The organism is Bacillus sp. S3 (assembly GCF_005154805.1).
In the GTDB taxonomy this organism is placed as follows: Bacteria; Bacillota; Bacilli; order Bacillales; family Cytobacillaceae; genus Neobacillus.
In genome coordinates this window covers 3,032,018-3,044,931 of sequence record NZ_CP039727.1, presented here as the reverse complement: position 1 = coordinate 3,044,931, position 12,914 = coordinate 3,032,018, and the positions used below count along the sequence as shown (strand labels likewise).

Below are 12,914 nucleotides of genomic sequence, written 5' to 3'. Positions count from 1 at the left end.
GGTTATTTTTATATATTTGCTAATTATTAATATACTTTTCAAATACATAACCAAAATCTTTTACACAATATTGTTTTTTGCTATCCTCCAGCCATTGAAAGGCAGCTTGATTAAGCATTTTGAATTGAACAACCAAGTTGCTGTCAGGACTTGTGATACGGCCAAGAGTTGTTGAGGCTACATCAAGGCTTTGTTTGGCAAATTGGAGCGAGATTTCATTTTCATGTGAAATTTCGGAAATTTTGATAAGTGCTTTGTACAAATCTTTTATTTCTTCAATATGTTTCTTATGAACGTCGATGGAGAAGGGCTGCGAGCCAATTTTAAATTTAATTTCTACATCAAGATCAACCGTTCCAGCTGTTTCTAGGTAAACATCTGAAATTCTATTGGTAGCATAACTATAGCGGTGAAGCATGCGCTTTTTACTTGTTGCACTAGTACCATCAAGATGTATAAGGGAATTATTTGTAAAACAATATTCATCGGATTTTGATTTGATTAAGAAATATATTTTCTCATTGTCTTCATGCATAACATAATCATCTGCATCCACCTTATCATAATTCTCCGGCTTAATAACTGAACCCACATCACTTAATCCTAAAATATCTGCAGCTACTTTTCCAAACATTGTGTCAACCTCACTTTATTATTTTTTTCTAAATTTATGTACGAACAAAGCGGCATAAGGTTTCAACCCTGAGCGAACTTTTGGACGACGAAATACTCTATGCCATTTATAAAATAAGTATACATAAATTTCTGTCGGTCATTAACAAACAATTCAGAAATCTGGTATACTAAAGAAAAATTTGATTGATCTTGGAGGAAGTCCGATGTAAACCACCTTACTTTTAAATGAAAATTTAATAAAAAGTGAGGGTGTAACATGTCCATTTTTTTCGGAAAACAGGTTTCTTTCCGGTTTCTTTGGTTTGGGCAAATGTCAGCCAATCTGGGTGATATTTTATATGTTGTATGTTTAATAAAAATGATCTTTGATGCGACTGGTTCAGTTACCTATATGTCGCTTGTTCCGTTTTTTTATACTATTTCTGCTTTAATTAGCGGATTATTGGCACCATTAATCATCAATAAATACAAACTTAAGTCTATTTTATTTTTTTCCCAATGCGGTAAGACATTGTTGCTATTAGGTATGTGTTTACTAGCAGGCAACGTAAACGCTGGCTGGCTGTTCGAAATTTATTTACTAATCTGTTTGATTTCCTTTTTAGATGGATGGGCATCACCGGCTCGAAACGCTCTTGTTCCAAGTCTTGTAGAGCAAAGCAAACTTATGAAAACCAATAGTTTACTTGCCATTTCTAATCAAATCGTTCAGTTGATTGCTTGGCCCATCGGCAGTATCTTATTAGTTTCTTTGGGAGCAAGGAGGATTCTCTGGTTTACCTTCGTCTTATACCTGCTCTCTAGTGTATTAATGGGGCTTATCGATCATGTTGCAAACCAGCAGATTAAAGAAGAGCAGTCGCGAATGGATGTCTTAAAAGAGGGTTGGAGAATCATTTGGAATTCCAAGCAGCTCCGGACGATCAGTTTGATGAACATACTCGAAACCTTTGCAAACGGGGTTTGGATTGCAGCTATTTTGTTTGTTTATGTTTCGGAGGCATTAAATAAAGGGGAGAACTGGTGGGGATTTATTAATGGGTCCTTTTTTGCCGGAATGCTATTTGGGGGACTGCTGATTTATCGCTTTTCACGTATGTTAGAAAGAAATTTAGGAAAAACAATCCTTTTGTCTACATTCAGCTTAATCGCGATTACCTTTTTATTCGGAACGACCTCAATCCCTTGGTTTGCTTTATTCGTTTCTTTCTTGTTTGGATTGCCGCAAATGGCTCGAGATGTGGCCGAGACCACGATCATCCAACAAAGTGCAAGGGAACAGCTTTTAGCTAAAGTTTATTCAGCCAGGGGAACATTGATATTTGGTGCCTTCGGTTTATCATCTCTTTTGATGGGATGGATTACCGAATCATTTGGTGTAAGAACCACCTTTATGGTGGCAACTATACTTTTCCTTTGTTCTTTTACAGTGGCCTTAATGAGCAGGAGGTACTTTTTCTTAGATGTGAATGAACAAACATGGTAAGATGTTCAGTATTTTAGCGAAACCACTTGCTGGTTTCCCTTTTTTTGTGGAAAATCACACTATATATAGAATTACAAAAGGAGATCAGAAACCATGCGTCCCATTATTATAGGCATCTTTGCTTCATTCTTTTTTGCCTTTACTTTTATCCTAAATAGATCGATGGAACTTGCAGGGGGGAGCTGGATTTGGAGTGCATCGTTAAGATATTTCTTCATGCTTCCCTTCCTTTTCTTCATCGTAATGGCCAGGAAAAATTTAAAACCATTATTTGTGGAAATGAAACAACGGCCGGGTTCGTGGCTGCTGTGGAGTTCTGTTGGCTTCGGATTATTCTATGCCCCTATTTGTTTTTCAGCTGCATATGCCCCAGGCTGGCTGATTGCAGCAACCTGGCAGATTACCATCATCTCCGGTTCCTTCCTGGCACCTCTTTTTTTTGAAACGGTCATGACCGATCAAGGCCCAAAACGGATAAAGGGGAAAATTCCTTTTAAAGGCTTAGGAATGTCCTTAATCATATTATTGGGAATCATTTTGATGCAGGTGGAACAAGCAAACCATTTATCTTTCATTGCCTTATCTTTAGGAGTCTTACCTGTTGTTGCAGCATCATTTGCCTACCCATTAGGCAATAGAAAAATGATGGAGGTTTGCGGCGGCCGCCTAGATGTATTTCAACGAGTATTAGGAATGACGATTGCAAGCTTGCCCTTCTGGATTGTCTTATCCATCTATGGACTAATTGATAGCGGACCGCCAAGCTTTGGACAAACCGTCCAATCCGCACTTGTAGCAATAACCTCCGGAGTAATTGCAACTATTCTCTTCTTTCATGCAACAGATCTTGTAAGGGGAGACATGCAGAAACTTGCTGCTGTAGAGGCTACGCAGTCAATGGAAGTTTTATTTGCTGTTATCGGAGAATTGTTACTATTAAATTCATTAATGCCTTCAGCTTTATCATGGAGCGGCATGGCATTGATCATGGCAGGCATGATCCTGCACAGCTATGTTTCCAATAAAGAAGTAAAACCAAAAATAGAAAAACTTAGTGCTTAGGCGGAAAAATAAAATGGAAATGACGAATCCTTATCAACAAAATTGATAAGGATTTTTTTATTCCTTTTATCCGTTTAGGAAAGGTGTAAGCCGCTCAATGGTTTCTTGAAGAATAGCTGCATTTTTCTTATACATTGCCTTTGACTTTTTGCAATCAGTCTCTAATGAGAAAATTTCTAAGTCTGCTTGGGTCTTTTTGAGAGTTGCCAGTAATAACGGACGTGCTGCAGGCGTTGGTACTTTAATTTTATCATCATAAAGATCCACGGTTACCTCACCATACGAATCCACTTGCCCAAGAAAAACATTATCCAATGTCACACCAAGTTTTTCTAACTCCGTATAAAGCCAGCCTCTGCCTTTTCCGGCACACCGTAATGCCTCATCCACGATATTCCCGTCCATAATGATGGTTTGCGGTTCTTTTTCATTTGGCATTTTCATTTGTAAATCTTTTGGTGTTAAAGGTTGATTTTCTTTTTTTAATAAGGCACTTAAATTACCGCGTGGTTCCAATACTGCAAATTCAACGTCAGCAACTTTAAAAATGTTTTTTTGCCTTAGGAGTGCAGAAAGTTCATCGATCGTATACTTTTCTTTCTTTAAATTATTCTCTAAGATTTTTCCATCTTGAATGACGACTGTACTTTTCCCTTCAGCAAAATCACTGAATTTTTTACTTTTTATTGCCATGTAGTTCACTAAAAAAGTAATCAATCCAAATACGACAATGGCGAGGGCACCATGATAGATATTCGCCTCAAGTCCTGTGACAACCTCACCAGCTATACTTCCAATCGTAATGCCTGCGACATACTCAAAAAAGGAAAGCTCAGATATTTGCTTCTTTCCTAGAACTTTTGTGGTAATAAATAAGAGCAGCAAGAAAATTAATGAGCGCATGATAATAAACGTCCAACCTGGCATCTTTTCTCACCTCAAATTATTATGTCCCCTTGAATTGTGGTTCATGACGTTCCAGTTCTAAAACACGGTATTGCAGATCTTTTTTTACATCTCCAATTTGCAGACTCGTTTCGTGGAAAATTTTTTTTGCTTCATCATCAAGTGAATTTAATGCGAATGAAGATAATTGGGCTTCAATGCCTTTTAAGGTGAACAGACATTGTTTGACATTTGAAGCGATCGTCATAAAAGTAACTTCCTTTCATAGGAAATTCTTAAAATGAAAAAGGGGTTGGCTTGGGATCGCCAACCTAATTCAGCTTTATTGATTGTACTGCGGTTCTTCGGCCATGATTTCTTGAAGTCTCGGTTCAAGACTGTCTAAAACGGATTGTGTTTGCTGTGCAGCTTGTTGATAGAGTTGTTTGGCATTTTGATTATCTGTAGCAAGCGCAAACGTTTCAAAACTTGCTTGTGCACTTTTAAGTCCTGCTAATGCTTGTTTTACTTGAGTACCGACTGTCATCTTTATCCTTCTTTCCTTATAAGAATTGAAATTACAAAAATAGTATGTGGATTAACTTATTGCTTATGTATGAATTTGTTTTTATTGGAGTAGAAAATTTTTCCAATCGCCTTGAATAGTGATTTCTTTAATTATTATTCCTTTTTTTTAGTTTTAAAGCATATAGTTGTAACAGTTAAAAATTTATATTTTGGGGTGATCAATATTAGAAATACAGCGAAAGATGATTTTGTCCAAGGATTTGTGCCGCATCATAATCATGGGTCTGTGGATTACACTGGAGTGAGTTCAGGGCATGTTCACCAATGTTTGGATATCACTTCACCACCGATCCCCACACAAGATGGCGGACATATTCATTATACAGAAGGATATGTACTTTTTGAGGATGGACACACACACCATTACCGAGCTTATTCTGGGCCCGCCATTCCTGTAGGGAATGGCATGCACGTCCATTATTATGATTTTCAAACAACCGAAGATAATGGGCATAGTCACCATGTGAAAGGTGTTGATCAACCTGCACCTGGGTCGAAATAGCACCAAAACCAATCTTTTATAAGGTTGGTTTTTTTTATACAAATAAAGTGTTTTTTAAGAAAATTGCGCCAAATACTACAGTAATTGGTAAATTTGAGGTAAAATAACAATGGATAATAGAGAGAAGCATTGGGGGGGATATTTTGATTTTTGTTAGAAGAAAGGAAGCAGATGACGAACATTCCGTTAAATTAGTAGCGTATACAATTATTTTGTATATTAGCAGCATATTTGTACCATTTGTCCTTGTTGCATCTTATCAAAGCATGGTCTATTTTTCACGCTCCTATTGGTTTTTTTCAACACCATTTAGTGCTTACATCACGTTTATGATCGGGATGATAGTAATTGCTGTAATTTTGACTGCTTACCTCATCTTTAGGCAACGATGGGAGGGAAGAAGATTGAAATGGATTACTGGTCTTTTAATCCTTTCAACTTTACCGGCCTTTATATTAAGTCTAACCAATTATTATTATCTGGACGATGATGGCATCCACTATAATGGTTTGACAGGGCTGGAGGAAAATGAATACAAATGGGATGAAATGGCTAAGGTACATATTGTTTACAGAAACCAACAGGGTACAACCAGTTTATACCAATACAAATTTGTGATGGCTGACGGCAGTGAATTAACAATTCCGTTTAATGATAAACTTTCTGAAAATAAATATAGGGTGGAAGCGAAAATTAAAGAGAACAACATTCCGGTTAAGGATAATTTCAAAAATCCAATTGTCGATTAAAGAAAAGGTCTTCCGTTTTGGACTGGAAGACCTTGGTTGCATTAGGATTTCCAAAAGTTCACAATACCGTCACAAATTGTCGGTTAATTCGGAAAATACCGTGATATACTATAAGTGTAAAGGAAAATCCAAAGGTTAACATCTTAGGAGGCTCAACCATACGTGTTCGTTCCGTTAGTGAACGAGTCAATGTAAGGTTATTCCTAAATATCATTTGGTAGGTGGAGCGATGCAAATTCTTATTGCAAAGGCTTAAATCTAAAACAAAATCCTTTCATAATCGATATCTATGAAAGCCAATAGAATCTATATCAAGGGAAAAAGTTGAGGATTTATAGGTTAATACATCTAATTTTCAGAAGTATTTCGAACCGAAACCTTTTCAAAAAGATACATTGCCAGGAAGCTGATGATCCAATTGATGGAATAAAGGTCTTAAATGGTGGTAAACCAAAATTTGTTTCTTTTAGGGATTTGAATTCCAATAACATGTGAATTAATTCCTACAACGGAACAAACACACATTGGCTATGCTTCAAAGTTTCCCTTTAGATGCGAACTTTCACTAAAGGAAATGGAATTTGAAAACATATGGCTGGTGTCATGGTTGGGTCCCCTAAGGTGTTAATAATCATTAAGGAGTTACTTCAAAAATGAGGTAGCTCCTTTTTATATCTTCTTTACAATAGTGAATGAAATTAAGCAATTCATTATGAATCCTGCTTAATTTTCGCTATACTTATAGTAGAATTCTTTTTGAAAGGGGCAAGATAATGGCAGGAACGCAAGAAATTAGTTTAATTGCACAACAGGAAGCCATAATGGCAAAAATTCAGCATAGAAAGTTGACAAAAAGAAAACTACTTCAGCGGATTTTATTAATAACACTAGGTGCCACCTTAATGTCAGTAGGACTTGAAATCTTCCTCGTTCCAAATAAGGTCATTGATGGCGGGATTACTGGCATTTCCATTATGCTCTCCTATATAACGGGATGGAAACTGGGAATTTTCCTATTTATTCTTAATATTCCTTTTTTCTTCATTGGTTACAAACAGATTGGAAAAACCTTCGCATTCTCCACTCTTTATGGCATCATCATTCTTTCAATTGGTACCAGTTTACTTCATCCAGTTCCTGCCTTTACCCAAGATATTCTTCTTGCGACTGTTTTTGGGGGAATTGTTCTTGGTATTGGAGTTGGTCTGGTCATAAGGTACGGTGGTTCACTAGATGGTACCGAAATACTTGCCATTCTTTTTAATAAAAAACTTCCTTTTTCCGTCGGGGAAATTATTATGTTCTTTAATCTTTTCATTCTTGGAAGCGCCGGTTTTGTATTTTCATGGGATCGTGCGATGTACTCTTTAATTGCTTATTTTGTTGCTTACAAAACGATTGATGTAACAATAACAGGGCTGGATGAATCTAAATCCGTTTGGATCATTAGTGACAATGCCAGAGAAATTGGCGACGCCATCATGAATCGCCTTGGTCGAGGAGTTACCTACATTAATGGAGAAGGTGCCTTTTCGGGAGATGATAAAAAAGTTATTTTTTGTGTCATCAATCGTCTTGAAGAAGCAAAATTGAAGGAAATTGTTACTGAGAATGACGATAGTGCCTTTCTAGCAGTGGCGGATATTGCTGAAGTCCGTGGCGGGCGATTTAAGAAAAGGGATATTCACTAGTTGTAATCTACTCACTATTTCTGTCGTTAATTAGGGAAAAATGCAAATTCTTCGGATCGTGTTTTGTCGTACTATGCGCTTACCTAGGAAATAGTTTTGCGAAAAATAAGATATTTCCGAAAAAGATGACAGATAATTCTGCCATCTTTTTCGTTATTTAAAATAATAGTTCATACACTTCATTTAGTTCATGTGCCCTTTTTTCATCTTGTTCCTCTTTCGCATAGTTAATCTCCTTAGGCAGAATAAGATTTAAAAAATGTATTTCTTTTTGGTTTAAATCACGGACAAAGGAGCCTTCAGAAGAGTAGGCACTCTCCTTTAGTTTTTTGTACAAATTCCTGCCCTCTGAATGTTCGTCCGTATAATTTGATAAGGTTTCTCTTAAATATCCCAAAGTTTTATCCATACCTTCACCTATCCTTTCACCCTTTTATTTTTTGATGTAAGGGTAATAATATACACTTTAGAAAGTTAATATTGGCGGGATTTGAAATCCTGAAAATGAAAAAGAGAGTAAGTACAAATGTACTTACTCCATTTACCCGGTTAGAAAAATAAAAACGGTGCAAACCCAAAACCAACAAACGGAAAGAATACCGGTGGCCTGAAAAATGGCCGTGGTCCCCAAAAGCCATATCCAAATCCGTCAGAAGTTTGGGAAGATGTTAATTGTTCAATCTCAAGGCCATTCTTTTGAACCTTAACAACTCTACCTGTCACCCATTCTCCAGTTTCATTTTGATATCGAATCATCTTACCTTCTAAATGACGAGCTTGTTCAAAATTTAACTGCACTCCAAATCCCTCCTTTAAATTATGGACCTGCTATAAAATATGAAAAAAGTTTAACGGATGTAAAGGCCAAAACCTATTTCTTGTCCATTAATTTTTGGGAAGGTAAAAGGCAAGGCAAATCTCCTGGTTAAAGCTCATTCTCCATGAAAAGACCCCCTTTTAAAAAAGGGGGTTTTTCTTATTTTGTCGCCGTGAAAATCCGATAGCTTAAAACATCTTGGTACTTTAAAACAATATTTCCATGCTCATTTAATATTGTAAAAAGCTCAGGTTCAAAATCCTTGGAAAAATTAAATTCAGGTGTTTGATTACCATGGCTAAGGACAGGTTTTTGTGCTTTTATATCTATGCAGTGAAAACCGGCCTCATGTAAAAGCTGATTCCAGTCCGCTTCTAACAATAAAGAATCGACTGCATAAAAATTCATGATTTCTGATTCTTCTTTAGTAGACAGCCGCTTATTAATTGTCATTTCGTTAGCGATAAGACGTCCGCCACTCTTTAATACCCGATAAAATTCCTTTAGCGCTTTAGGTTTATCAACAAAAGCTAATACAGACTCAGATAATATAAAATCAAAGGAATGATCTTCGAATGGTATTTCTTCAATGGATCCATGGATTAATTGAATGGGAAGCTGAAGTGTTTCAAAGCGTCCTTTAGCCTTTTCCAGCATGATTGGATTAATTTCCAGCCCAAACACTTTCGCCTTATATTGCTGGTATAAATAGGCTGCAGTCTGACCCGTACCACAGCCTGCGTCTAAAACATTGGATTGATTCGTAATCTTTTCATTTGAAAGCATGTTTTGCGTCAATTGGATTCCACCGGGATGAGCCCCGCCAACTCCAAATTTTGCTAAAAAATCAAAATAAGTTAAGCCTCCCATAGACACCACCTCATTCATCTTTTTTGCATAGTATGAAAAATAGTGGGAATGGGTTCATCTTTCTTACATTACAAGATATTTTATATGAAATCCGGACAGATTTTTTCCAGAAAACAACAAAGTATGAATCGTTTCCTAAACATATTCTCCACCAAAATGCACAAATTAAACAAATGGAAGGGGATATTTAGCACCTTCCATTTCAAGCAGAAGGAGTGCTGAAGATGAAAAGCATAAGAAGGCAGCCGTTCTTCAAATTGTTTACGCCAAAGCGAAAAAGCAGGGGCGCTATGTGGGCCTCTCTTGTTGGAATTGGATTAAGTGCAGCAGTATTTGGGGTTACAAGAGGGAAGCGTAAAGATTATGCACTTCCTTTTCAAAATGTGGTGAAAAACTTTGCACCTAAGTCCAATCTAAATTTGATGGACAATGCAGCCTTAACAGAGTTCTCAGAAGAGTTATTAGAAAGTGCTTTGAAAAATAAACACTAGAAAAGTCCGCCTCTTACGGCGGACTTTTTCAATATGGTGCTTCTGGAATTTTTCTGGGTATGTATTCAAGACTCTCTGAAGAATAAAGTTTTATAACTAACAAATTACCCAAGGTCCTAGCCCTGATTAACACTGGCTGGTTATACAGATTCTTAAATACAAAATCAGGACCATACCAGCTTACAGTTGCATCCCGGCCGGGAGGTATATAGGGAACATCTCGGCTGTGAGAAAAGCGCTGGACAATCTTTAAACCTGCATTATCTACCGCATTAAAAAGGGTAGAGGAAACTTGGCAGATCCCGCCCCCGATGTCCTCTGAAAATTCCCCCCGTACAATCACCTTAGCACGTAAATAGCCTTTCTCAGCAGTACGTTTCCCAACAACCTTGTTAAAAGAAAACGTTTCTCCCGGAAAGATAACATAATTGTTAATTGCCTTAGTTGCTAATTGAATGTTGGTAGTTCGCTTCTTATTTTGCGAATTAAAACTGGTAACATAGCGCCCAATCCTTACACTCTGAATATCACCGAGTAATTCACTATCCACTTTCGGGTAAACTGGGGCCATTGGAATTTCCAAATAACCTGGTTTGCGCGAAAAGTAATAAGAATAGAATTGTTCCATGAATGCCTCGCGATGAATTCGATAACCAACTTGTTCAGATTGGATATTTCCAAATGAATCTAGTGTAGCGTTCTTAGGCTCTATTGAATATTGATGGTCCAGTTGGTCTAATAAATGATTATATTTTTTTGAATGAATGAGCGGTAAATCGGTATATGGTATGGAGAAGTCCGTCCGATTAATGGACTGCACACCTCTGCCTTCTTTTGTAATGATTAAGCTGTCCGGTGAATATGTTTGTTGCACGGTTAGTAAAAAAGCGAACATCCAAGTTGAAATCATAACTTGTTCCCCCCCTATTACTAATATTTGTTGCAATTTGTCCTTTCATGTACACCACTATGATAAAGAAACTTTTTATAAAAATTTTCCAAATGCCTATTTACAATTATTAATAATTATAATATTATCATTATTGATAATGATAATATAAATAGGAGCAAATTTGTGACAATGGAAAATACAATTGACGTGATCTTACATCCTGTTCGGATAAGAATTATTCAGGCTCTCATTAACCAACAAATTACAGCGCAGCAATTGAAGGAATTGCTTCCAGATATTCCACAAGCATCACTATACCGCCACCTCAAAAAACTTGTTGAAGCAAAGATCATTCACATTGTTGACGAGATACCAAACCGTGGCACCGTTGAAAAAGTGTATTCCATCAATGATCCAAACAAGGCTGTTATTGGCCCAGAAGAATTAAATAAACTCTCTAAGGAAGAACATTTGGGGTTATTTATTAAATTCATGGCTAATTTAATGGGGGAATATGAGAGGTATTTAAGCCATGAAAAATTTAATTTAGTGAATGACGGTGTTTCGTATCGGCAAACTTCCATGAATCTAAATGAGGCAGAGTTTGCTGAATTTATTAAGGAAATGACGGCAGTCTATAAGAAATTTTCAGCGAATAAACCGCAAACTGGAAGAAGACGAAGGACATTAGCCACAATCATTATTCCAAATCAAACAAAGGAACAATAGGGGGATTATGAATGAAATCAATGGGGAATGAAGTAACGATTCAAAGCAAGGTGGCATTAAAGGGAACATTGAATTTCCCTGAATTGCGTGTTCAAAATGGGCCGGCTGTCCTTATTATCCCGGGATCTGGAAAATTAGATCGTAACGGAAAAGTGAATGAAAAGTTAGATCTTAAGCTGTACGGTCAATTAGCTGAATTTCTAACATCAATCGGTTTTATTAACCTAAGATATGATAAACGTGGAGTCGGTGCAAGCGAAGGAAACTACCTTACAACAGGGCTATGGGATTTAGTCGACGATGCACAAGCGGCAGTCCAATTCTTAAAAGGTCTTCCAGAAGTAGATCCAGAAAAGGTGATAGTATTGGGCCATAGTGAAGGCACTACCATTGGTACTGCCCTTGCAGTTAGGGAGGAACTGGGAGGGTTAATACTGCTTTCCGGTGCAGTGGAAAGAATTAGTGAAGCACTAAAAAGGCAGCGGGATTTTGCTGCACAAGACATTTTGAACGCAAAGGGGTTTCAAGGCTTTTTACTACGTTTATTAGGCACGCATAACCAGGTGGAAAAACAAGCGCAAAAATATATGAAAAAAGTGGAGAAATCTACCGAAGATGTTATGAAAGTGAATTTTGTTAAAACAAATGCCAAGTGGATGCGCGAGCATTTTGCATATAATGTAAGAGAAGATTTAGCAAAAGTTACCTGTCCTGTCCTTGCAATTACGGGAGCCCTAGATCTCCAGGCGAACCCAGAGGTACTGAAGGATTTGCCTCAGTATGTAAAAGGGGATGCGGAGTATCATGTTGTTCCAAACATGGGGCATTCATGTAAAAAGATTACGCACATCTCAACGATGTTTACAATGAAAAAGGATATTGCAGCAGAAGGAAGTCTTCCTGTTCATCCAGAATTACTTGAGCTCCTTGAGACATGGCTTCACAATCACAGTGCGGCTAAAACCATTGAGGAGAAAATTATCCTTTAATATTCACTTTTGATAAATTTGGCTGTCAATATGATGGCCAAATTTTTTTGGATGAAAAAAATGTAGAAATATAGTATAGTAGCAATTAATAATAAGCTTATAGGTACCTGCTAGCACTTTGCTAACACTTGGATAGGAGTGTATCATATTGATTGAAAATGACAGAATCCAATTAAATGTCAGAATCACGAAAGAAACGGCTGTAAAACTTGATGAAATTGTTGAGTATTATCAACAGGGATTAAAGCTTGGCAGAATTTATAAAGGCGACGTCCTTACGGATATTATAGAAAAATCGTATGAAGTCATGAACAAGCAGAAAAAAGGTATAAGAAGGTTTTAAAAGGAATTCAAGTAAATTGAAGAAAAAAAGAAAGAGGGTCTTGAAGGTATTCAAGGCCTTTTACAATGGATTTTTTTAATAAACTATGAACAAAGTATTAATAACTATGGAAGAATCGGGCAAAGGGTTTGATATGCCGAAAATTTCGTATAAACTATAGACTAGAATAGTTTCTTGTACGGGG

General features: G+C 36.9%; 17 protein-coding genes. 9 read left to right on the top strand and 8 right to left on the bottom strand.

Going from position 1 to position 12,914, the window contains the following annotated elements:
• Positions 1-19 precede the first annotated feature (19 nt).
• Positions 20-634, bottom strand: a complete 615-nt coding sequence (locus tag FAY30_RS14590; protein WP_149870548.1) for a PH domain-containing protein — start codon at positions 632-634, stop codon at positions 20-22.
• Positions 635-892: 258 nt separating this feature from the next.
• Between FAY30_RS14590 and FAY30_RS14585 the strand changes: the two genes are divergently transcribed.
• Entirely contained in the window at positions 893-2,122 is a 1,230-nt protein-coding gene (locus tag FAY30_RS14585; RefSeq protein WP_149870547.1) for an MFS transporter, read from the top strand.
• A 93-nt stretch (positions 2,123-2,215) separates the two neighbouring features.
• Positions 2,216-3,184: a DMT family transporter gene (locus FAY30_RS14580; RefSeq protein WP_149870546.1), complete on the top strand. Its 969-nt coding sequence runs from the start codon at positions 2,216-2,218 to the stop codon at positions 3,182-3,184.
• Between the two features lie 66 nt (positions 3,185-3,250).
• On the opposite strand, the gene FAY30_RS14575 is transcribed toward FAY30_RS14580, so the two are convergent.
• The 3 genes from FAY30_RS14575 to FAY30_RS14565 all read right to left on the bottom strand — a co-directional run bounded on the left by FAY30_RS14575 (position 3,251) and on the right by FAY30_RS14565 (position 4,616).
• Positions 3,251-4,111, bottom strand: coding sequence for a DUF421 domain-containing protein (locus FAY30_RS14575; RefSeq protein WP_149870545.1), 861 nt, complete (start codon positions 4,109-4,111; stop codon positions 3,251-3,253).
• Between the two features lie 19 nt (positions 4,112-4,130).
• A complete protein-coding gene (locus FAY30_RS14570) occupies positions 4,131-4,337 on the bottom strand; it encodes a DUF1657 domain-containing protein (protein WP_149870544.1) in 207 nt (68 codons plus the stop codon).
• A gap of 75 nt (positions 4,338-4,412) precedes the next feature.
• Positions 4,413-4,616, bottom strand: coding sequence for a DUF1657 domain-containing protein (locus FAY30_RS14565; protein WP_149870543.1), 204 nt, complete (start codon positions 4,614-4,616; stop codon positions 4,413-4,415).
• A 204-nt stretch (positions 4,617-4,820) separates the two neighbouring features.
• On the opposite strand from FAY30_RS14565, the gene FAY30_RS14560 reads away from it, so the two are divergent.
• From FAY30_RS14560 to FAY30_RS14550, 3 genes are all read left to right on the top strand, one after another.
• Positions 4,821-5,159, top strand: coding sequence for a YmaF family protein (locus tag FAY30_RS14560; protein ID WP_149872724.1), 339 nt, complete (start codon positions 4,821-4,823; stop codon positions 5,157-5,159).
• Between the two features lie 143 nt (positions 5,160-5,302).
• Positions 5,303-5,908 carry a DUF1772 domain-containing protein gene (locus FAY30_RS14555; protein ID WP_149870542.1) on the top strand — a complete coding sequence of 202 codons (606 nt, stop codon included), beginning with the start codon at positions 5,303-5,305 and terminating at the stop codon, positions 5,906-5,908.
• 773 nt (positions 5,909-6,681) lie between these two features.
• Complete coding sequence (locus tag FAY30_RS14550; RefSeq protein WP_190284655.1) at positions 6,682-7,599, top strand: YitT family protein; 918 nt, start codon at positions 6,682-6,684, stop codon at positions 7,597-7,599.
• A 157-nt stretch (positions 7,600-7,756) separates the two neighbouring features.
• Here FAY30_RS14550 and FAY30_RS14545 read toward each other — a convergent pair whose 3' ends face one another.
• From FAY30_RS14545 to FAY30_RS14535, 3 genes are all read right to left on the bottom strand, one after another.
• Positions 7,757-8,008, bottom strand: a complete 252-nt coding sequence (locus FAY30_RS14545; protein WP_149870541.1) for a sigma-G-dependent sporulation-specific acid-soluble spore protein CsgA — start codon at positions 8,006-8,008, stop codon at positions 7,757-7,759.
• Between the two features lie 140 nt (positions 8,009-8,148).
• Positions 8,149-8,397, bottom strand: coding sequence for a hypothetical protein (locus FAY30_RS14540; RefSeq protein WP_149870540.1), 249 nt, complete (start codon positions 8,395-8,397; stop codon positions 8,149-8,151).
• 178 nt (positions 8,398-8,575) lie between these two features.
• A complete protein-coding gene (locus FAY30_RS14535) occupies positions 8,576-9,286 on the bottom strand; it encodes a class I SAM-dependent methyltransferase (RefSeq protein WP_149870539.1) in 711 nt (236 codons plus the stop codon).
• 224 nt (positions 9,287-9,510) lie between these two features.
• Between FAY30_RS14535 and FAY30_RS14530 the strand changes: the two genes are divergently transcribed.
• The gene (locus FAY30_RS14530; RefSeq protein ID WP_149870538.1) at positions 9,511-9,777 is read left to right on the top strand and encodes a hypothetical protein; all 267 of its coding nucleotides are present in this window, start codon (positions 9,511-9,513) and stop codon (positions 9,775-9,777) included.
• A gap of 28 nt (positions 9,778-9,805) precedes the next feature.
• Here FAY30_RS14530 and FAY30_RS14525 read toward each other — a convergent pair whose 3' ends face one another.
• Positions 9,806-10,687 carry a VanW family protein gene (locus FAY30_RS14525; protein WP_149870537.1) on the bottom strand — a complete coding sequence of 294 codons (882 nt, stop codon included), beginning with the start codon at positions 10,685-10,687 and terminating at the stop codon, positions 9,806-9,808.
• Positions 10,688-10,858: 171 nt separating this feature from the next.
• On the opposite strand from FAY30_RS14525, the gene FAY30_RS14520 reads away from it, so the two are divergent.
• The 3 genes from FAY30_RS14520 (at position 10,859) to FAY30_RS14510 (ending at position 12,730) form a co-directional block, all read left to right on the top strand.
• Positions 10,859-11,398 (top strand): helix-turn-helix domain-containing protein, encoded by a 540-nt coding sequence (locus tag FAY30_RS14520; RefSeq protein WP_223821009.1) that lies wholly within the window; start codon positions 10,859-10,861, stop codon positions 11,396-11,398.
• A gap of 11 nt (positions 11,399-11,409) precedes the next feature.
• Complete coding sequence (locus FAY30_RS14515) at positions 11,410-12,387, top strand: alpha/beta hydrolase (protein ID WP_223820787.1); 978 nt, start codon at positions 11,410-11,412, stop codon at positions 12,385-12,387.
• 148 nt (positions 12,388-12,535) lie between these two features.
• Positions 12,536-12,730 carry a hypothetical protein gene (locus FAY30_RS14510; RefSeq protein ID WP_149870535.1) on the top strand — a complete coding sequence of 65 codons (195 nt, stop codon included), beginning with the start codon at positions 12,536-12,538 and terminating at the stop codon, positions 12,728-12,730.
• Positions 12,731-12,914: the final 184 nt, after the last annotated feature.